This window comes from Kallipyga massiliensis ph2, assembly GCF_000311985.1.
In the GTDB taxonomy this organism is placed as follows: domain Bacteria; phylum Bacillota; class Clostridia; order Tissierellales; family Peptoniphilaceae; genus Kallipyga; species Kallipyga massiliensis.
Genome location: NZ_HE978585.1, coordinates 964,224 through 984,181, shown reverse-complemented (window position 1 = coordinate 984,181; position 19,958 = coordinate 964,224). Strand labels below are relative to the sequence as shown.

18 protein-coding genes are annotated in these 19,958 nt (G+C 51.1%); 1 reads left to right on the top strand and 17 read right to left on the bottom strand.

Going from position 1 to position 19,958, the window contains the following annotated elements:
- Positions 1-8: 8 nt before the first annotated feature.
- The 5 genes from pepF to gltA all read right to left on the bottom strand — a co-directional run bounded on the left by pepF (position 9) and on the right by gltA (position 7,723).
- The gene (gene pepF, locus HGKM_RS04430) at positions 9-1,775 is read right to left on the bottom strand and encodes an oligoendopeptidase F (RefSeq protein WP_019134136.1); all 1,767 of its coding nucleotides are present in this window, start codon (positions 1,773-1,775) and stop codon (positions 9-11) included.
- A 94-nt stretch (positions 1,776-1,869) separates the two neighbouring features.
- Positions 1,870-2,991 (bottom strand): A/G-specific adenine glycosylase, encoded by a 1,122-nt coding sequence (gene mutY, locus HGKM_RS04425; protein WP_019134135.1) that lies wholly within the window; start codon positions 2,989-2,991, stop codon positions 1,870-1,872.
- 57 nt (positions 2,992-3,048) lie between these two features.
- The gene (locus HGKM_RS09050) at positions 3,049-4,248 is read right to left on the bottom strand and encodes an FHA domain-containing protein (protein ID WP_019134134.1); all 1,200 of its coding nucleotides are present in this window, start codon (positions 4,246-4,248) and stop codon (positions 3,049-3,051) included.
- A complete protein-coding gene (locus HGKM_RS04415; protein WP_019134133.1) occupies positions 4,205-5,281 on the bottom strand; it encodes a P-loop NTPase family protein in 1,077 nt (358 codons plus the stop codon). Before HGKM_RS04415 ends, HGKM_RS09050 begins: the two co-directional genes overlap by 44 nt.
- 141 nt (positions 5,282-5,422) lie before the next feature.
- Positions 5,423-7,723, bottom strand: a complete 2,301-nt coding sequence (gltA, locus tag HGKM_RS04410) for an NADPH-dependent glutamate synthase (protein ID WP_019134132.1) — start codon at positions 7,721-7,723, stop codon at positions 5,423-5,425.
- A 276-nt stretch (positions 7,724-7,999) separates the two neighbouring features.
- On the opposite strand from gltA, the gene HGKM_RS04405 reads away from it, so the two are divergent.
- Positions 8,000-8,680, top strand: coding sequence for a TVP38/TMEM64 family protein (locus tag HGKM_RS04405; RefSeq protein WP_172634692.1), 681 nt, complete (start codon positions 8,000-8,002; stop codon positions 8,678-8,680).
- A 39-nt stretch (positions 8,681-8,719) separates the two neighbouring features.
- Here HGKM_RS04405 and msrB read toward each other — a convergent pair whose 3' ends face one another.
- From msrB to HGKM_RS04345, 12 genes are all read right to left on the bottom strand, one after another.
- Entirely contained in the window at positions 8,720-9,703 is a 984-nt protein-coding gene (msrB, locus tag HGKM_RS04400; RefSeq protein WP_019134130.1) for a peptide-methionine (R)-S-oxide reductase MsrB, read from the bottom strand.
- A gap of 11 nt (positions 9,704-9,714) precedes the next feature.
- Positions 9,715-10,182 (bottom strand): SsrA-binding protein SmpB, encoded by a 468-nt coding sequence (gene smpB / locus HGKM_RS04395; RefSeq protein WP_019134129.1) that lies wholly within the window; start codon positions 10,180-10,182, stop codon positions 9,715-9,717.
- 6 nt (positions 10,183-10,188) lie between these two features.
- Entirely contained in the window at positions 10,189-12,711 is a 2,523-nt protein-coding gene (rnr, locus tag HGKM_RS04390) for a ribonuclease R (RefSeq protein ID WP_019134128.1), read from the bottom strand.
- A 174-nt stretch (positions 12,712-12,885) separates the two neighbouring features.
- Entirely contained in the window at positions 12,886-13,110 is a 225-nt protein-coding gene (gene secG, locus HGKM_RS04385) for a preprotein translocase subunit SecG (protein WP_019134127.1), read from the bottom strand.
- Between the two features lie 71 nt (positions 13,111-13,181).
- A complete protein-coding gene (locus HGKM_RS04380) occupies positions 13,182-13,817 on the bottom strand; it encodes a helix-hairpin-helix domain-containing protein (protein WP_019134126.1) in 636 nt (211 codons plus the stop codon).
- Between the two features lie 18 nt (positions 13,818-13,835).
- Positions 13,836-14,207: a ribosome silencing factor gene (gene rsfS, locus HGKM_RS04375; protein ID WP_019134125.1), complete on the bottom strand. Its 372-nt coding sequence runs from the start codon at positions 14,205-14,207 to the stop codon at positions 13,836-13,838.
- Between the two features lie 13 nt (positions 14,208-14,220).
- A complete protein-coding gene (gene yqeK / locus HGKM_RS04370) occupies positions 14,221-14,772 on the bottom strand; it encodes a bis(5'-nucleosyl)-tetraphosphatase (symmetrical) YqeK (RefSeq protein WP_172634691.1) in 552 nt (183 codons plus the stop codon).
- Positions 14,773-14,851: 79 nt separating this feature from the next.
- Complete coding sequence (gene nadD / locus HGKM_RS04365; RefSeq protein ID WP_034578977.1) at positions 14,852-15,460, bottom strand: nicotinate (nicotinamide) nucleotide adenylyltransferase; 609 nt, start codon at positions 15,458-15,460, stop codon at positions 14,852-14,854.
- A gap of 8 nt (positions 15,461-15,468) precedes the next feature.
- Positions 15,469-15,759, bottom strand: a complete 291-nt coding sequence (locus tag HGKM_RS04360) for a YhbY family RNA-binding protein (RefSeq protein ID WP_019134122.1) — start codon at positions 15,757-15,759, stop codon at positions 15,469-15,471.
- A 100-nt stretch (positions 15,760-15,859) separates the two neighbouring features.
- Positions 15,860-16,735 carry a hypothetical protein gene (locus tag HGKM_RS04355; RefSeq protein WP_019134121.1) on the bottom strand — a complete coding sequence of 292 codons (876 nt, stop codon included), beginning with the start codon at positions 16,733-16,735 and terminating at the stop codon, positions 15,860-15,862.
- Positions 16,728-17,786, bottom strand: coding sequence for a TadE/TadG family type IV pilus assembly protein (locus HGKM_RS04350; RefSeq protein ID WP_019134120.1), 1,059 nt, complete (start codon positions 17,784-17,786; stop codon positions 16,728-16,730). The genes HGKM_RS04355 and HGKM_RS04350 overlap by 8 nt, the downstream gene beginning before the upstream one ends.
- Positions 17,783-19,958: DUF5702 domain-containing protein (locus HGKM_RS04345; RefSeq protein WP_172634690.1), on the bottom strand; the 2,176-nt coding region annotated here is incomplete at its 5' end. The genes HGKM_RS04350 and HGKM_RS04345, both read right to left, overlap by 4 nt.

The window sequence follows — 19,958 nt, the reverse complement described above, 5'->3', positions numbered from 1 at the left end:
CAAGAAAGTTAAGCCAACTCATCAATGGCTTCCAACTTTTCAACCAAATCCCTGAAGACATCCAAGGCCAGGTCAACCGACTTAGGGTCCGACATATCCACGCCCGCCATTTTCAACTGGTCAATGGGGAAGTGGTGGGCACCGTCTTTTAGGAACTTATAATAATTATCTACCGCACTCTGGCCTTCTTCAATCACCTTCCGGGCCAGGGCTGTGGCTGCACAATAACCCGTAGCATATTTGTAAACATAGAAGTTAGAGTAGAAGTGGGGAATCCGCATCCATTCATGGGCGATAAGATCATCAGAGATCATGGCTTCTCCAAAGTAGGCCTTGTTGAGGTCTCCATAAATTTTGTCAAAGTCTTCCTGGGTCAAGGCCTCACCGGCTTCTACCCGGTCGTGGACGATCTTTTCGAACTCGGCAAACATGGTCTGGCGATAGACCGTCGACTTAAAGGAATCCAGGTGGTGGGCCAGGAGTTCCTGTTTTTCTTTCTCCGTATCCGCATGGTCCATCAGATAATAGAGGAGTAGATTCTCATTGAAAGTGGAGGCCGTCTCCGCCGCAAAGATCGTGTAGTTGTAGTAGAGGTAGTCGTTACTTTTCTTTGCAAAATAGGAATGCATGGAATGACCCATTTCATGGGCCAAAGTGAAAACCGAGTCCAGGGTCCCCGTAAAGTTCATCAAGATATAGGGCTGGGAATCAAAGGAACCGGAGGAATAGGCCCCGCCCCTCTTTCCATCCCTGGGATAAACATCAATCCATCCGTCTTCAAAGGCCGACCGGTAAATATCCTGGTATTCCTTCCCTAAAGGTGCAACGGAAGCGATGCAAACTTCTTTAGCTTCTTCAAAGGTATAGGTCTTGGAGGATCCCTTGACTAAGGGCAGGTAGACATCATACATATGCTGTTCCTCAAGGCCCAGAAGTTCCTTTTTCTTGACGTAGTAACGATGCATGAGATCCATATTCTTATGGATGGATTCAATCAGGGCATCATAAACCTTGGGATCCACATTGTCGTCAAAGAGCTCCATCTGGAGGGCCGAATCATAGTTCTTAATCCCGGCCAAGGTGGTCAGGCCCTTGACATTATTATAATAAGCTGTCGAAATAGTGTTCCCGAACTTTTTGAAAGTGGAATAAAGGTTCTCAAAAGCCTCTTTTCGGACGGCCGGGTCACTGTCTTGTTCCAGGGTGGTGAAGTTCTCCCCGGTCAGCTTCTCTCCCCCCTTGCTTTCCAAGGGCGGGAAGGTCAAGTCCGCATTGGTCAGGAAGTAATAAATGTTTTCAGGAGCTTCTTCCAAAAAAGACATCTTGGAAAGGATGTACTCCTGGTCAGCCGTTAATGTGTGCTCGCTGTAGCGGAAGATTCGCTCGAGCTTCTCATGATAGGGCGCAAGGTCCGGATCCTCCAGGAGTTTTTCCTGTTCTTCCTTGCCCAGGCCTAAAAGGTAGGGGCGGAAAAAGGAGAGGGAGGCATCAAAGTCCGTCAGGATGGTCATAGCCTCCTGGTTGAGCTTCTGGGCCGAGGATACTCGTGAATCCTGGTCTTGTTGCATATTGGTAAAGACGATGACATTTTCTGCCATCCTCATATATTTGTTGATGGCATCAAAGATCTCTTTGATATGGGCGCCCGGGTCCTGGGACAGGGTCCGGATCTTCTCCATGCCTTCCTTAACTTGATCCAGGTCTTTCTTCACTTCTTCCCCATCCCGGTACATCTCCGAGATCGTCCAACGCAAGTCTTGCTGTTTTTCTTCCATTGATGACTCCTATCCTTAAACTGAGTGACGATTACCCATGTATCTTATATTTTATTATATCAATAAGAAGAAAGAATGTGTTTGGGGATAGGGATCATGACTCGTCAACTTCAGCCTCTGTAAAGAAGGGAAGAAAGGCGGAGGGAATCGAATACTCATGGGCCAGGTCCTCCGGATCCGCCCATACCGCTTCGTCAAAGGCCTCCAGGCCTTCGCCATCAGAGGAAAAGGCGAGGAAGGCCCCATCCTTCTCCCCCACAAGAAAGCGGTTTGGTTCACAGTCTTCGAGCAAATAACAGATCATATCCCACTCCACATGGGAGAAAATATGGCGATAGGATCCATTGTAGCGGACCGAATAGGAAGATGAAGTTTGTCCCATCCTTTCTTCCATCCAGGCCAAAACTTCCTTTTCATCCCAGTGGCCGGCAAGCATAGGCAAGGACCATAGGCCGCCCAAAAGACCTTTTTGCGGGCGCCGAACTAAAAGAACATCTTCCCCCCGGCGAATAAGAAGGAGGGTCTTCTCCTCCTCCCTTCTCTTCTTTTTCTCTTTTCTCCGAGGGAATTCGCTCTGCCTGCCCTCCCGGAAGGCCAGACAACCTTCCTGTAGAGGACAAAGGCAGCATAGGGGCTGTCCCTTTGCCAGACAGATGCCTGACCCTAGGTCCATGAGAGCCTGGTTAAAATCTCCGGGCCGGTCCTCCGATAAAAATGACTTCAAGAAATCCTCCACCCTCCGCTTGCTGGAGGACTTTTCAATCTCCTCTTCCTCCATCGTCATCCGGGCACCGATCCTGTAGAGATTTCCATCAGGAGCCAGGTAGGGCTCCTGAAAAGCAATCGAAAGGATGGCTCCGGCCGTATAGGGACCGATTCCCGGTAGGGCCGTCAGATCCTCCCAGTTCCTTGGAATTCTTCCACCATGATCCTCAACCATAACCCGGGCCGCTTTTTTCAAATTTTTCGCCCGGGAATAATAGCCCAAACCCTGCCAAAGCTTGAGGAGGGAATCCTCATCCACTTCAGCCAGATCCTGAAGGTCGGGAAGGCGGGCCATAAAACGTTCATAATAGGGCAAAACCGTCTCCACTCGGGTTTGCTGGAGCATAATTTCCGAAACCCAAACATGATAGGGGGTGGGGTCCTCCCTCCATGGCAGGTGGGTCCTGCGGTGGGCATCGAACCAATCTAATAGTTTTTGGGTAATCGTCATCGGTCAATCCTCCTGGAAACCTAGTGTACCACGGATTGACCTCAAAAGATGAGAGGGCTAGGCAGAGAAGAAATGAAATTCCTCTTTTGCCAATGAGAATTGATTTTGGTCCTTGAGGGGGACTTGTTGGCCCGGATCCAGCCTTTTCCCTTCTAAAAAAGTTCCATTGGAAGAGCCCAGATCGACAAGGATGTAGTTTCCTTCTTCAAAGCGAATCTGAGCATGACTTCTTGATACGTAGGGGCTTTCCAAGCGAAGGCTGGTCGACTCCCCTGACCCCAGGTCAAAGGGGACCTTGTCCAAGGGGATGGCCCGCTTTTTCCGGTCCCACCAGAGGAAAGCGCCTGACCCCTTCAATAGCTGGGTTTCTCCCTCCTTTTTACGTTTTTCCGGAGGCGATTTTTCTTCTGCTTTCTTCTGCGACCGGAAAACCCGCCAATTCTCCATAGAGAAGTGGGTCAGGAGATAGTAGAGGGAGAGGTCATGTTTTTTCGAACTTTTGTCTTTTTTCTTCTTTCCTATTTTCTGATCATCGGCTTGAAAAAATGAGGGTTCTTTTTCATTTTTTCCGGCCCGGGTCATGGACCCCGCCTCCTCTTTTTCCCGGACCTTTTCTATCTTTGATTCCTTTTTTTTAATCAATTCTTCCGGAGAGGGATAGTCCTGAAAGAGAGGTTTGATGGGATCCTTCTTTTCGGAGGAAGTGGATGTCAAAAAGGCTTCAAGGTCCAATAGGGAGAAATCCTTCTTCCCCATAGCGGCGATAAGGCCGGGGAGGAAATCCAAGCCCTCCCTGGAGAAAGATCCTTCCACAATCATTTTTTTCAAGAAATGATCAAGGGGGACCTTTCCCTCGGCCAAGCTGACCGGTAGATAAATAATCCTGGGTCCCTGGGCCCCCATGAAGATGAGCCGATCAGTCCAGGAAATTTCCTCCTGGATCAGGAGGTAGTCCCCTGCCTCTTTTCCGGCGGCAGGAAGCTGACGGAGGAAGTGAAGAAAATCATTCTTTTTCCACTCCCTCCCCCCTGCCAAACTTTCCAAATCCTTCGAAAGGGGATAACGGAGGATGACCTCCTCTTCCATCCACTGGGCAGTCGGTCGGATGAAGTATTGGAGGTCATTTTTCTCCAACATAGACAAGGCCAGGGGGTCAAATTGATCGTTGATTTTCATCCGGTAACAAAAGCTTCTCTCTTCTTGAAGAGCATTGTTATCCCCTGTTCCGGAGGAGAGGGGCACCTCCATAAAGGTCATTTTCAACCTCCTTCCAAAAGTCATCTTTTTTCTTCTCAAAGGGATTGATCCAAGCGGCCCTAAACCCCTTTCTTCTTGCCGATTCCATTTTCCCTTCCCTGCCTTCCTTCCCTAAAAATAGAAGGTTGGGCCTTTGTTGGATCCTCAGGTAATCTTCCATCAAGCCCTCAAGCCGGCTAGGAGAAATTTTCCCCGGTAGGCAGAGATGGGCTTGGCCTCCGGCAAAGACGTCCTCATCATAGAGGAAGGCCTGGCCCGGCCAATCCACGACCACCCGGTCATAGTCGGATCCAAGGCAGGAGAGGACCGGCTTCAGGTCCCGATCCTCCAGCTTCCATCCATCTCCTGGGGATCGGGGAGGGGGAAAGTAAGAAAAACCTCGCGAATCAACAGCCTCCGCCATCTTGACCCTGAGGGACAGGTTCATTTTTTGACTGAGAAGGGCCAAATAGAGCGTTGACCAAGATCCTCCTTTCGAGACAGTTGGCATATCCGAAAAAGGATCCCTGTTCCAATAAAAGATCTTTTCCCCTAGACCCGCCCGATAGGCACAATAGGATTGAACAAGGGAGGAAAGGGGGAAGTCTCGAAAAGGGGTGAGGAAGAGGGAAACTTCATTTATCCCTTCCGCCTTGGTCTTTGTGGCCTGAAAAGACAGGGCCAAGAAAAGAGCTTCTTGAAGGCCGGTCAGGTCCTGATAACGGTAGATCTCTCCCGGCCCTCTTCCCGGCCTGGGTGTCCAAAGGCAAGTGACGACCTGGTCCGGTCCGGGTTTGTCCGGAAGTACCGGATCGTCTTCCGGATCCACCAACAAATAGAGGGGCCAAAGGGATAGGTCCGGAAGGTCTTCTTCCCCGGGAGGATGATCTGCAACAATGAGGTCGGGATGGAAGAACTCTTTAAGATCCCCCACCTGCTTCCAGTTGGTAAAAAAATGAATTTTCAATAGACCCCTGGTCTTCTCCTCCAAGCCTTCTTTACACCGTAGGGCATAGGACCGGTCCCGGTCAATAAAAGCAATCTGATAGGTCATACTTCCTCCTCTCTCCCCCATCCTAGCATGGGCCGTGTCCCACAAACCTCCCGCTTTTTATAAAATTTGTTCCTTTTGTCTTTAGGGCAAAAAAAAGGATAAGGCAAAAGCCTTATCCTTTCTTCTTGTCAAATCTTTCTGTTATAAGCTAGCCAGGTATTGGTCAATGCCCTTAGCTGCCTGACGTCCGGCGCCCATGGCCAGGATGACGGTAGCGGACCCTGTTACGGCATCACCGCCGGCAAAGACGCCCGGAATATTGGTGGCCCCGGTTTCTTCATCGATGATGATCCCATCCCAGCGGTTCTTTTCCAGGCCTTTCATGCCCTGGGTGGCGCGGGGGTTGGCATTGGTTCCCAGGGCCATAATCAGGGTGTCACAGGGAAGGACAAATTCCGACCCTTCAATGGGAACCGGCCGACGACGGCCGGATTCATCCGGCTCACCCAGTTCCATTTTGATGCACTTGATTGCGGAAATCCACCCCTGGTCATCCCCATAAATTTCAACAGGATTCTGGAGGAGGTTGAAAATAACGCCTTCTTCTTTAGCGTGTTCAATTTCCTCTCGACGAGCGGGAAGCTCCGCATCCGAACGCCGGTAAACGATCCGGGATTCTTCACCCAGGCGGAGGGCGGTCCGGGCCGCATCCATAGCCACGTTTCCTCCCCCGATGGTAATGACCCGGTTGCCACGGTTGACGCTGGTGTCGTACTTTTTATCAAAGGCGTGCATGAGGTTGGTCCGGGTCAGATACTCATTGGCGGATAAAACGCCGTTGAGGTTCTCTCCCGGGATATTCATAAAGCGGGGAAGACCGGCTCCGGAAGCGATAAAGACAGCATCAAAACCCTCCTCTTCCATGAGCTGGGGAATGGTGATGGTCTGTCCGACCAGGACATTCTTTTCGATTTCCACCCCCAGGCGTTCCACGTTTTCCACCTCATAGTTGACGACTTCATCCTTGGGGAGGCGGAATTCCGGGATCCCGTACTGGAGGACGCCGCCGGCCAAGTGGAGGGATTCAAAGATTTTGACCTGATGGCCCATCCTGGCCAGGTCCGTGGCACAGGCTAATCCGGCAGGCCCCGCACCGATGATGGCCACCTTCCGCCCCGAATCCTTCACATCCTCATCCAACTTCGGATGGATCTCATGGTCCTTGGCCCAGTCGGCGACAAAGCGTTCTAACTTCCCGATGGCCACAGCCTCTCCCTTGATCCCCCGGATGCAGGGTCCTTCGCACTGCTCTTCTTGCGGGCAGACCCGCCCACAGACAGCAGGCAGGGAGGTCGAAGCGGAGAGGATCTTGTAGGCAGCTTTGATATCACCCTTTTTAACCTGACTGATGAAGCCTGGAATGTCGATCTTGACCGGACAGCCTTCCACACAGCGGGGCTTCTTACACTCAAAGCAGCGGGAGGCCTCTAACATCGCTTCCTGCTTGGTATAGCCCAAGCAGACTTCCTGGAAGTTCTGGGACCTCTTCAAAGGGTCCTGCTCAGCGATAGGTACGCGGACCATGGGGTCAAAGTCAGCATCGCTCATCCGGTCCGAACATTGACCGTGGTGGTCCTGGTCCAACTCCGTCCGGTCCTTGATCCGGAGGGCCGCCCGGCCTTCCGGAGTGCGGTACATCTGGGCCCGCTTAAGAGCCTCATCGAAATCCACCAGGTGACCATCGAACTCCGGTCCGTCTACACAGGCGAATTTGGTCTCATCGCCGATGGTTAACCGGCAAGCCCCACACATCCCTGTTCCATCCACCATGATGGGGTTCATGGAAACGGTGGTGGGGATATCCAGCCCTTCCTTACCGGTGAGCTGGGTGACAAACTTCATCATAATCATGGGGCCAATGACGACCACATGCTGATAGTCTTTTCCTTCCTTTTTGACCAGGTCTTCCAAGCATTTCGTCACCAAGCCCTCCCGACCGTATGTACCGTCATCTGTGGTGATATAGACATTATCAGCCACTGCCCGCATCTTTTCTTCCCAGAAGATCAGGTCCTTAGTCCTGGCTCCCATGATGACGTCCACCTTGACTCCGTGCTCATGCATCCAGCGGACCTGGGGATAAACGGGAGCGATGCCGAGGCCTCCACCGATGAAACAGAGTTTCATCCGGTTGAGCTCATCCGGGTCTTTTTCCACCAGCTCTGAAGGCTGACCCAGGGGGCCAACGATATCAGCGATGTATTCGCCTTCTTTGACCCGCCCCAGCTTTTGCGTGGACTTGCCGATGGCCTGGACGGCAACCGTCACCGTCTCTCCATCCCTGTCATAATCAGCGATGGTTAAGGGGATTCTTTCCCCATACTGGTCAACTCTGACAATAAGGAACTGACCAGGCAGGCAGGATCGGGCAATTCTTGGGGCATGCAGGACCAAGGTGTAGATATGTTCCGATTCTTGGACACGTTTTAATACCTCAAACATTCACTCCTCCTTTTTTTCTCTATAATAATGGTGCATATTTAGCTAGTGGGATTGAGAATTCCGAAAACGATAGGAAACCGCTTTAATAGTACCACAAACCGCTATCAACTTGGCTGAAAGTCCGATATTCCGGGTATTTTTCATGCTTTATTTGGGGAGATGGATCCATATCATTTATAGACTGTATTACTAATATAGTATATAATCATTTCGAAAATTTGAAAGAAGATAGGAGATGATCTTATTTCAGCCGCCGGGAGAAAAGGGGTGATGAGTTTGGCCGATAGAAGAGAACCGGGCGAAGATAGTCAGGATATGATGCAAGCAAGAAAATGGCCCCATCATGAAATTGACCGTGAACGAATCAGTCGGGTGGAAAAGAAAATTCGTTATATCACCCTAATCGTTCTGGTTTTGGTGGCCATCTTCCTTTTTTATGGTTATAAAAGGGACTGGTTTTCCTCCGCTGAACCCCTCAAAGACTTTTTCCAGGGTTTGGGTCCCATCGGCTACATCCTCTCTGTTGCCCTGATCCTTTTCAATACGCTTTTCCCCGTTATTCCCGGTGCCCTTCCCGGATTAGCTGCTTATATGGCTTATGGACCTGTACTCGGCTATTTGACGGTCATGGCCTGCAGCTTAGTCGGATCCGTTGCTTCCTTCCTTATCTCCCGCCGCTATGGGGAGACCTTCGTCAAGGCCTTCGTCCCCGATGAGGTCTTTTACAAGATCCAATCCAAAATCAAGAATGAAAGAACCGCTTCCATCATCCTTCTTCTGGCCTACCTCATCCCCGGCCTGCCCGATGATGCAAGTACCATGATTATGGGCTTGAGCGATATGCGCCTCTCCCGCTTTATCCTGATCTGTCTAATCGGCAAGCCCCTCCCCACCTTCCTTTACCTCTTCGGGGTGACCTCCTTGGTAAACTGGATGATCTCCACTTTCTTAGCCTAATAAAAAAACGGCCCAGCGAAATGGGTCGTTTTTTTTGATCTATTTTTCAACGAAAGGAATCCACTTTCCATAGCCCTCTTCTTCCATCTTGGAAAGAGGGATGAAGCGAAGGGCGGACCCGTCAATACAGTAGCGGAGGCCACCCAAATTTTGGGGGCCATCAGGAAAAACATGGCCCAGGTGGGAGTCCGCCCCTTGGGACCGGACCTCAGTCCTTTCCATGGCTAGGGTTCGGTCCTTTTTATAAGCAAGGGATTCCTGAAGGATGGGCTTGGAGAATGAAGGCCAACCACAACCTCCGTCAAATTTATCCCGAGAAGAAAAGAGGGCCTGACCGGAAACAATATCGACATAAATCCCGGGTTCATCCAGCTGGTCATAGGGGTGGGAAAAAGGGGGATCGGTCCCCTCCTCCTGGGTAATGTGGTAGGCCTCCGGGCTGAGTTCTTTTTTCAAGGTTTCCCTGGCTGGCTTTTGATAATCGATGAAGTCCTCATCCAAAGGCCGGTCTGCTAAAGAAAGATTGATGTGGCAATAACCTCCGGGATTTCTTTCCAGGTAATCCTGGTGGGCTTCTTCTGCCCGAACCCAGTTTTTTAGAGCCTCCACTTCGATGACCGGCTTTTGACCCAGTCTTTTTTCCAAAGCCTCTAGGCAACGATGGATCCTAACCAGCCCTTCCTCAGGAAAATCCCGGTCATAGTAGATCCCGGTCCGGTATTGACGTCCCCGGTCATTGCCCTGCCTATTGATGGAGGTGGGGTCGATGATCCGGAAATAATGGGCCAGGAGCTCTTCCAGGGACAGGACCCCACTATTAAAGGTGACCTTGACCGTCTCCGCGTGGTCAGTCCGAGAGAGCTCGTGGTAGGATGTCCCCGCCTGGATCCCGTTGGCATATCCCACCTCCGTATCAAGAACGCCGGTTATCCTTTGAAAATACCCTTGCACTCCCCAGAAGCAGCCCCCGGCTAGATAGAGGACCCAGGGAGCCGGTTTATGGTCTTGTCTCAACAATCGCATCTTGAATCTCCTCATCTATAATTCTTCATAGCCCTTTCCGCCCGGCGCCTGTCATCTCCCCTCCGGAGGCTTTCCCGCTTATCGTAAAGCTTTTTACCCTTGGCCAGGGCAATATCTGCCTTAACCAAGCCATTTCGAAGGTGGATATTCAGGGGGACAATGGTATAACCCATCTTCTGGACACCCTCATAGAGCTTCTGGATTTCCTTCTTGTGGAGGAGAAGACGACGGGGACGGAGGGGGTCCTGGTCTTGGAGCCTCCCCTGTTTATAGGGGGTCACATGCATTCCCTCCATCCAAGCCTCCCCGTCTTTAATGCTGACATAGGCTTCTTTTATGGACACTTGACCGGCCTTGATGGATTTTACTTCCGTTCCCTGGAGGGATAATCCGGCCTCAAAGCTCTCCTCGATAAAATATTCATGGCGGGCCCGACGGTTATCGGCAAGCCGTTTTGTTCCTTCCTGACTCTTGGCCATGTCTTCCTATCTTCCTTTCTTCCGCTGCCTTCCCCCTCGGTTGGAGAAGGGCTTGCGGTTTTTCTGCCGTCCACCGGTCTTTTCCATCCGGGTCTGGAAAGACTTGGAGGGTTTTCCCCCCTTCATGCTCTTATTTCCTGTCCGGTGCTTGTCCCTCCCGGGGTGAGTCCTCCTTCTCCCACTGGACTCTTTGGAGGTTGTTCCCCCCTTTTCGCCCTCATCCGGCCAGAGGATCTTGAAGTCGATCTCCCGAGTTTCCGGATTGGACCCGGTTAAAAGAACCGAGACCCGGTCCCCATAATGGATCTTCCGGTTAGTCCTCTCCCCCCGAACGACGAAATGGTCCTCATCATAGGTATAGTAATCATCGGTCATATCCCGGAAGTGGGCCAGCCCTTCGACAAGATTGTCCAAGGCAACAAAGACGCCAAAATTGGTTAGGGAAGAAACTACTCCGGAGAAGGTGTCTCCGATATATTGGCGCATATACTCAGCGCACTTCATATCGACAACATCGTGTTCCGCATCTTCAGCATTCTCCTCAGTCTCCGTGATATGGATGCACTGGTCAAAGATTTTTTCCTTGACTTGACCGTCCTTTAAAGGATGACCGTCCAACCAGGCCTTGAGTAGGCGGTGGGCAATCAAATCCGAATACCGGCGGATGGGAGCGGTGAAGTGGGAGTAGTGGTCTGCAGCCAGGCCAAAATGCATGGTCGTGGAAGGGCTGTAAATGGCCTTTTGGAGGCTGGTCAGGACCACCATCTGGATGAAAGACTCCTCCTTCTTCCCTTCCGCCAGACGGAGGATATCCTGAAGCTCTCCCGGCTGGGCCTGGTCCGAAACCATGGGGTAGCGGTAGGCCTGGAGGACCCGGTTCAAGCGGTCGATGGCCTCCGGAGAAGGCAGGCCATGGATCCGGTAGATATAGGGAAGCTTGAGGTCATAGAAATGGCGACCAACAACCACGTTATTAAGGATCATAAACTCTTCAATGATCCGGTTGGCCACCCGTCTTTCCTCCTGGCCCACTTCCACCGGCCGGCCCTCCTCATCAAGGACCACCCGGATTTCCGGAAAATCGAAGTCGATGGTCCCCTCCTCCATCCGGTGGTGGTGGAGCTTGCTAAAGAGGACCTCCATCAAATCCAGTCGGTCGTAAAGGCTTCCGTCCTCGGTAAATACCTTACCGAATTCCAAATAATCGGATACGTCCTCATAAACCAGCCGGTGGTCGGACCGGATCACCGACCGGTAAAACTGGTAATCCACCAGCTTTCCTTCCTCATCCAGGGTCATTTGGGTGGTCATGGCCAGGCGATCCTGGCCGGGAAGGAGGGAGCAGAGGCCGTTGGACAGGTCTTCAGGCAGCATGGGGATAACCCGGTCGAGGAGGTAAACGGAATTTCCCCGAGCGAAGGCATCCTTGTCCAAGGCGCTTCCTTCTTTCACATAATGGGAAACATCGGCAATATGGACGTATAGGTTATAATAGTTCCCCCGCTTTTCGACAGAAATGGCATCATCAAAGTCCTTGGCATCGGCCCCATCAATGGTCACCGTATAGAGTTTTCTCAGGTCCTTCCTATCCTTGATTTCCTCCGGCTTGACCTCTTTGGGGAGCCGGGCAACTTCGGCCTTGGTCTCTTCGGAAAACTCATAGGGAAGGTCATAGGCCATGGTCACGGAGGTGATATCCACCCCCTTTCCATCCATTGGACCGATGACCATGAGGACATGGCCCTCCGGATTTTCCTTATCCTTTTCGAAACGGTCGACCCGAACCAGGACCTTGTCGTTTTCCTTGGCATTCATGGCGTTGTCACCATCGATATAAATGTCTTTAGAATAGGCCTTCTGGTCGGGTATGACGAATCCATAGCCCCCCATATCCTGGTAGCGGCCAACAATCTTCTTGGGATTCCTTTCCAAGACCTCCATGACCCGGCCCTCAGCCCTCTTCCCTTTGGAGGAGTCGCCCTGGTTGGTCACCTGGATACGGACCCGGTCCCCATGAAGGGCTCCGTTTAGGTCATCCGGGCCGATAAAGACATCCTCCATTTCAGGGTTATCCGAAATGAAGAAGGCAAAGCCCTTGGCATTCCCTTGGATCCTCCCCTCATTTTTCTTTCGGGGGCCCCGATTCTCCTGGCTCTCTTTACTCGGCTCCGGGACATCCTCTTCCCCTTCCACCGGGTCAGCCTCCCCCAGGATAGGCTTCCCCCCTTCCGGAGAAGGCATGGGCATATCTACCGTCTGGTAGAAGTCTTCCGGATCCAATCCGGAATTCCCCTCCTTCTTCTCTTTTTTATGGGATTTTTTGGTCTTTTTCTTGGATGAGCTGTAAGCAAGAACCTTGCCCCGCTTGGTCATCCTAACCACCTCCTGGTCCAGGAGGTCATCAATGATCCGGTAAAAGTCCAGTCTTTCTTGCCCTTCCAGGCCAAAGAAATCGGCCAGTTCCTGAACCCGAATGGGCTCATAATTCTCTGATTGCAAATAAGAAAGCAAGAATCTCTTAATATCCATACTACCTTCCTTTGTTCTATCCGGTCTCTTTTCCTTCAATTCTTTCCCTCTCGATACGAATTCTTCATCTCTTTTCTTACCCATTATGGGGAGGCTTAGCGGCCCGGTATAAGAAGGGAAACAAGAAAAGCCTCCAACGCAAGTTGGAGGCTTTGGGATTCCATGCTGGTAAAACTATTTTACAACGACAAGTCCGATCAGGCTAATGACGAAAATGATCGAAAAGATTGTCGTTACCTTGTTGAGCATAATGTCCTTGCCCTTGTAGGCAGAGGTCCCGAACGCATTGGCATCCTGGCCATAGGAAGTCCCGGCCCCGGTCTTCGGGTCCATAAGAGTCGTTGCTCCAATGATGGCCACACTTGCGATGACCAAGACGATAATGAAAAAAGTCTTCAAAGTCTTCACCCCTTACTTAAAAAGATTCCAACAACTCAAAAAATTATACCAGAGAAAGCAGGGCAAATCAACTACTTCACGGAAATCAGGTCCTTCATCTTGTCGAAAGTTTTTTGGCCGATCCCGGAAACGTTCATGATATCCTCGGGTTTGACAAAGGGAGACCGTTCGCGGTAGGAAATAATCTCCCGGGCACGACTTTCTCCGACCGAGGGAAGGCTGGTCAATTCCTCCAGGGAAGCCCGGTTGATATTCACCTTCCCGGCCTTCCCCTCTCCTCCACCGCCAGAAGGATGGGTTGTCAAATCCGATGGCGCCACCGCCTCCCCTTCCTTAGGGACATGGATCTTCATTTCATCGGAAAGCCTTTGGGCCAGGTTCAAAGACCCGGTATCACCACCGGATGTCAGGCCTCCTGCTCCCTCTATGGCATCCTTGACCCTGGCTCCTTCCGGGAATTCGTAGACACCCGGATTCTTCACCGCTCCGTCCACATGGACATAGAGCAGGGGGGCAGGCTCAGAAGACTCCTCCTGGCTCGCTTCCTGATGGCTTAACTCCTCTTCCTCAACGGACTCCTGAGAAGGAGGGTCTGTCCGCCCTTCAATGATCCCCTTGTCCTTCTTCCCTAGGCCGGTCCAAAGCCCATACAGGACCAAGCCCAGTCCGGCCACGACCAAAAGGATTTTTTCTTTTTTTCCTCCCAAGTTTCCCCTCTTTCTCTTCTATTCTTCCGTCTCTTCCTTCTCCTGCCCTTCTTTGTCCTTGGTCTCTTTAGACCAGAGGCCCTCCAGGTTATAAAAGTCCCTTTGATCCGAGGTGAAGATGTGGACCAGGGTCTCCCCGCAATCGAGCAGGATCCAGGACCCCTCCCTAAACCCATCTTTTCTCAAAGGGGGGATCTCATTCTCATAAAGGGAATCTTCAATCGCATCGGCAATGGCCTGGGTGTGGTTTTTATTTCGTCCCGTCATAATAATAAAATAATCGCAGATTACCCGTCCCGGATCCATTTCAAGGATCGTGATATCCTTGGCCAACTTATCATCTGCCACCTTCAAAATGAGGTCGTTTTTTTCCAGGGACTCTTTCTTCATGTCCGTCAATTTTCTATCCTTTCTTGGCTTCCTTCATCTCCTTCAAAAGGGCATTTCTGGCCACAATCGTTTGGGGGTTGATGGAGGAATCCGATTTAACCAAATATGAAATAGTATTATCCATGGCCTTCAGAACGCCTTCATTCAGACTTTGAAGGGCTGCTTCCTGAATGGCCGGCAGGGTGGGAAAGTCCCTTCCCGGTTCGATGAGGTCGGCCAGAAAGATGATCTTATCCAGCCTTGACATATGGTCGGATCCCAGGGTATGGGACTGGATGGCCCGGACGATGTCCATATCCTCCACGCCCAATAGGTAGCGAACAGCAAGCCCTCCCAGGTAGGCGTGAAAATAGGGACTGGGCTCCCAATCCTCTTCATTGACATAGCCCAACTCTAAGAGCCGGTTGAAATATCGCTTTTCATTTTTTTTGGCCATATCGTGGAGGAAGGCCGCCTGGGCTGATTTTTTTTCGTCCTCTCCGTAATAGTGGGCCAGGGCAATGGCTGTTCTAGTGACCCGAACCACATGCCGGTACCTATGGTCGGAGAGGCTGGACTCTAACATCTCATTCCACTCTTTGTATGGCTCCCTGTCCAGAAAATCCAAGGATACCTTCTCGACCATATCCAAAAATATTGAGCATTCATTCTCCAAGGTAGAGCCCCCTCTCAAGAATATACTTTTCCACCTTCTCAGGAACGGCATAGTGGATGGACCGCCCTGCCTTCACTTCCCGGCGGATCTCCGTTGACGATAGGCCGGTGATAAAACGAGAAAAAAGAGTAATTTGATAGCCTTGACGGCGGAGGGCCTCCGCTTTTTTTGCTGGATCCCCCTTTATCCCCATCCGGGTCGCTACCACCAGGTGGACCCGACTTAAAAGATCCTCAGGGCGGTGCCATGTTCCGATATCCATCAGGGAATCCTCCCCGACAATAAAACAAATCTCATGGTCAGGATTCTCCTTCTGGATTTCCTTGACCGTGTCTACCGAGTAGCGAACTTTTCCGCTTTCAATTTCCCGGTAGTCTATGGCAAAATGGGGGTTGTCTTTGATGGCCAGTTCCAGCATATCCAACCTTGCCCGGGCGCTGTCTCCCTTAAAGTCCTTGTGGGGAGGGCTGAAGGCTGGGAGAAAATAGACCCGGTCCAAGCCCAGGAGGGTCCGCGAAGTCTCGGCGATAAGGAGATGACCCATGTGTATGGGGTCGAAAGTCCCTCCATAGATCGCCAGTCTCTGTTTCTTTCTCATGGGTCAACCTATTTAGGAAGCTGGATCTTGGCATTCTTGGAAGACCGGTAAATGACAAGTTTAGAACCCAAATGAGAGACAAATTCCGCATCCAGGAGTTCAAGAAGCTGGTCCACCTCATCTTCAGGATCCACCCCGGCCGTATCCAAAAAGGTCATTTTGACGAGTTCATTGGCGGTCAGCTGGTCTTCCAATTCCTTAAGGGTGTTTTTTGTCACTCCCTCTTTTCCAATAATCAAGGTGGAATGCAGGCCGTTTGATAAAGACTTCAGATAGCTGCGTTGTTTTCCTGTAAGCATTTTCTCTCCTTATTTCCTCATATTCTTGGGGATAGGATCTCCCATCTTTCAACAATAGTATTTTAGTATAAAGAAAAGAAAAATACCAAAGTTTGACCTCCTAGGATTCCCCTGTCCCCTGGCTGAGGGCGGGAAAAACGATCCGGTACCATGCCCCCTCCTTTTGACCAAAGGCCACTCCCTTAGAGGAAAGAGGAGAAAGTCTCTCATATTCACAAGGAAGGATAGACTTTCCCTGGTAATCAAAGCCCCACAATCCCTGACTTTGCCTCCTTTCAAAGAAAAAATCTTTTTCTTCTTCCAGGATCTTTTCTTCCCCATCCGTCAATCCCCCGAACCGGCCTCTTTTATCCAAGCGAACCCAATAGTCCTTTCTTTTGGCCATAAATCCTCCTTGGATGGGGCGAATCTCCTCATAGCGGTCAAAGTTCAGGCCCTGTCCCGATCCATCCACAAGATAGGCTCCCTGCTTATCCCTGAGAATACTCACTCCATCAAACCAACCGGTTTGAAAAGCCGATTGACAGGGAAAAACCCGCTGTTTCCGGAGGAGGTCCAAGATGGAGCCTCGGTAATCCTTCTGAGGAAAGTCAGCCTGGTGGCTTTTTAAAAAAAGGTAGGCCCGGTCATAGGCCTGCTTTTCCTTCCAGGCCTGAAAAATCAACTGACTTCCTTCTCCCTTCTGTTGAAAATCCCGGTCCTTGTCCAGGAAGTTTTCTGCCCGGTTTAAATTTCCCATGCCCACCAAGGCAGTAAGCTCGCGGAAGGAGAAGAAGCTGCGATCCTCGCTTTTTAAGCCCTGAATCTTGGACAGAGCCTCTTTATAAAAGCCTTCCCCCAGAAGAATAGAAAGCTCCTCTTCCACCCGAGCCCTGGCTTGGGTCCGGGCCCGGACCTGGCCGAAACTGACCAGGGTCAAGCATAGGGTAACCACAATGAGAATAGCCGGATAGGCCCACCGCCTTTCCCTAATCATCCTTTCCCCCTTCAACGAGGGCTTTCTGGTCATAAATAAAGTCCACAGAAAGACCTTCTTTTCTTTCAAGATCCTGACCTAGAACCTCAAGGTCGGCTGAAAAAACTTTCGCCTCCTCCGGAACGATGATAAGCAAGCCGCCTGATTTCACCGTCTCTTTTCCTCCTTGACCGGAATTCACCTTTCCTATATCCCTCTTGGTTTTCCGGAGATAAGAGATTAACTTTTTTTCAAGACCATCTTTTTTTAACTGATAGCCCGATGGGTCCATCCCCTTTCCCAGGCTGTAATGGTCTGAAAAAATATTGAGGGAATAGATGGCCACTCCTTTCCCCCCGCTGTCGATAAAATCGATCCCCTGTCCGGGTGGAAGGGGCTGGGCTGATTGCTTTCGGTATTTTTCGGCAAACTTCCTCCCTCGGGAGAAATTGGATTCCTTCCATATGGACTCCTCTTTTTTCTTATTGCGATCGTCTTCGTCCCAGATCCCCACGACTGGCTCATCGGTTAAAAGCCAGATGCCTGTCTCCACATTTTGATGGACGATTTTCGGGCCGAAGGCCTGGAGGGGGCCCGGCAATCTTATCTCATAAGTGAGCTTTAATTGGATGATATCTTGATCATCATCAATTGTCGTTTCAAGAACAGGATCCCCCATCCATTGGGAAATGGCCGGGGAAAGTTTTTCTCCTCCTCCTTTTAAGGCCTTGCTGAAGGCCAGCTGGCTTGACCCTTTAAGGGCCAGGTCTTCTATCCCCCCCATATCCAGGCCCTTTAATGCCTCAGGGGGGCGGAGATCCACCGTATCTTTCAAATAGTTTCCAATCTGGTTGACCCCCTCCCTGAGGGAATGGACCATGGAGAGGTCGTCAGAGAGGTTGAGGGCCGTTTGATCCAGGGCATGCTGGGTGTAGGCCTGGATTTTCAGGAGGTGAAGGATGAGAATCCATCCGGTGATAAAAATCACCATGATCCCCATGATCAAAGCGGCCTCGATGGTCAGGGATCCCTCTTCCCTCCTTCCCCTTCTCAACAAGAGCTTATTCTTCATCCACCGCCTCCCCTGTCTTTAATTTCCTTCTCCCCATATCCTTCAATCCAAGTTTTTTTAATCTCATAGGACCCCTCCTGGAATGAGGTGGATGGTGCCCAGATGCTGTTTTTCCCGATCAGGGTCAGCTTGACCCGACCAAGCCCGGTCCAGCTAAGGGCCGTAGGGGCCAGGGTCAAGTCCGTATCCCCATTTTCCGCGTGGATGAGCTTGCAGGTGTTGACCAAGAGGGCCTCCTTTCCCGGTCCGGTCAAGGCCATAAAGAGAAAGAGCTTAATGTAGTCCTCATAGCCCATGCTGAGCCCAGCTCCGGTGGCAAGACCTGTTCCCAAATCTCCCCCGCCCATTTCTTTCTGAAATCCATCCAGCCATTCTCCCAGAGCCTTCTTGCTTTCCGCCTCACTCGTCTGACGGATGCTATGCAGCTTCCGGGTCCATTGATCGGAGATCCCGTCAATGCTTGACGTCGCCTGGTCGACCAGGGGATCCACAATCTGGTCAACCTTATCGTTTAATTCTTTCACCAAGTCAGCCGTTAGCCTTTTCTCCTTAGCTTTTTTCTCTCGCAATTCTCCTAAGGCCGCCATCAAGTCTCCCGTCTTCCCTCCCAAACGATGGCCTGCCCCTTGGATAGCCCTATCCAGGCTTCCCCCTGAATTCACACTCCCTATCTGCCCAATCAAGGCCTTGAGTTCACCGGCCTCCTTGTCCGGATCGGGCTTTTGAATTTTAGACAAGGCCTGGGTCATCCAGGTTTGAATGGGTGTTTTGATGGCATTCTTGGCCATCTCCTTTGCTGAAGAAGCAATGGCTGTCATCTTTTCATTGACCAGTTCCTTCGCTGCCTCCACAGACGAAGCCGCTTGAAACTCCCCGGCGTCAAAAAGGTCGCCTACTATGGATTGAGCCATAGGCTTGATCCCGGAGAGGGAAAAACGCCAGGAGGATGGGCTTTTCAAGACAGGTACTTCCATGCCCGCTAAGAGGTCATCCATATCGAGCTTGGTTTCTCCAATGGCAAGAATTCCTAAAAAAACGGATTGGACAAAGGGAACTCCAAATCCCGACCAGCCGGCGATGGCCGTTGCCAGGGGGGCCGTCTGTTGATAAAGGTCGGCGGAAGTGAAGGCATAGGCCGCATTCATCATCAAGCGAAGGCCGGAGATCGCCAAGGCAGCCCTTTGGAGGTTATCCAAAAAGGCATCCTTACCAAAGAGGATATATTCCAACTCACCCCCATAGAAAGGACGTTCTTTAAGAGGGTAGCCGGTAAGCGAAAGTCGGTCCTCCCCCTCCTTCTCCTCCATTTTTTGGGTCGTCCGGTGGCTAAACATTCCTGTCCAATAGAGATAGAGTTTGGCCCGAATCCCCGTTTCATCGATAAAGTCTTCATAAGAAAAGACCTGACTTGATTGCTTAAAACCGGAAAGGACCAGGTCCATGATGGTGGTATCTCCGGTCAGGCCCCCTATTGAAAGATTTTCTGACCCGCTCAGGAGCCCTCCTCCCACCGGATAGCGACTCAGGCTATCGGAAGGGATATACTGGGACAGAGAACCGGCCAAATTGGTCATTCTAAGTTTATCCGCCCATTTAGCCTGCTTCTTCAACTTCCTCTTTTGATTCCAGGCCCGGATAAATTCCAGGAGCCCTGCCCGCTTGTCCGGAGATAGGCTGGTCAGGGAGGACTGGGCATCCAAGACTTCCTCTGAAAATTCTTTCCCACCAAGAGAATTTTTCCCGGGCGCTTGGATTTCTCCCCTTTGTCCGGAAAGAATTAAAGATTTTTCCCGGTCCAGCCAGGTGGAAAAGCTGAGTTGGTCCAACTTCTTCCCCTCAAAACTGACCTCCTTCCAGGCTTCCAACTGGTCAGCAACCGTTTTTCCCATTTCTTCCATCTCACTGGCCAGGCGGTCAAAGTCCTCAAAGTTCTCCTGGCCGGCTTTTGCTTGAAAATCTCCCCGGAAGCCGGACGCCATCGCTCCCGGTGGGAGGTCCTTCACTGCGGCTTCCCAGGATCCCGCCTTCTCTTTCATCTCTACCGACTGTCCGCTGATCCTCTTCATGGCCTGGTTGACCTGGCTCAAATAAGAAACCAATGACATCAATCCAATTTTTGTATCCTGATAGGATTTCTTCAAGTCTTCAAATTGATCCCTTAGTCGGTCCAGG

Coding starts and splice junctions, on each gene's coding strand:
- pepF (WP_019134136.1), bottom strand. CDS start 1,775: ATGGAAGAAAAACAGCAAGACTTGCGTTGGACGATCTCGGAGATGTAC.
- mutY (WP_019134135.1), bottom strand. CDS start 2,991: ATGACGATTACCCAAAAACTATTAGATTGGTTCGATGCCCACCGCAGG.
- HGKM_RS09050 (WP_019134134.1), bottom strand. CDS start 4,248: ATGACCTTTATGGAGGTGCCCCTCTCCTCCGGAACAGGGGATAACAAT.
- HGKM_RS04415 (WP_019134133.1), bottom strand. CDS start 5,281: ATGACCTATCAGATTGCTTTTATTGACCGGGACCGGTCCTATGCCCTA.
- gltA (WP_019134132.1), bottom strand. CDS start 7,723: ATGTTTGAGGTATTAAAACGTGTCCAAGAATCGGAACATATCTACACC.
- msrB (WP_019134130.1), bottom strand. CDS start 9,703: ATGCGATTGTTGAGACAAGACCATAAACCGGCTCCCTGGGTCCTCTAT.
- smpB (WP_019134129.1), bottom strand. CDS start 10,182: ATGGCCAAGAGTCAGGAAGGAACAAAACGGCTTGCCGATAACCGTCGG.
- rnr (WP_019134128.1), bottom strand. CDS start 12,711: ATGGATATTAAGAGATTCTTGCTTTCTTATTTGCAATCAGAGAATTAT.
- rsfS (WP_019134125.1), bottom strand. CDS start 14,207: ATGAAGAAAGAGTCCCTGGAAAAAAACGACCTCATTTTGAAGGTGGCA.
- yqeK (WP_172634691.1), bottom strand. CDS start 14,772: ATGTTAGAGTCCAGCCTCTCCGACCATAGGTACCGGCATGTGGTTCGG.
- nadD (WP_034578977.1), bottom strand. CDS start 15,460: ATGAGAAAGAAACAGAGACTGGCGATCTATGGAGGGACTTTCGACCCC.
- HGKM_RS04360 (WP_019134122.1), bottom strand. CDS start 15,759: ATGCTTACAGGAAAACAACGCAGCTATCTGAAGTCTTTATCAAACGGC.
- HGKM_RS04355 (WP_019134121.1), bottom strand. CDS start 16,735: ATGATTAGGGAAAGGCGGTGGGCCTATCCGGCTATTCTCATTGTGGTT.
- HGKM_RS04350 (WP_019134120.1), bottom strand. CDS start 17,786: ATGAAGAATAAGCTCTTGTTGAGAAGGGGAAGGAGGGAAGAGGGATCC.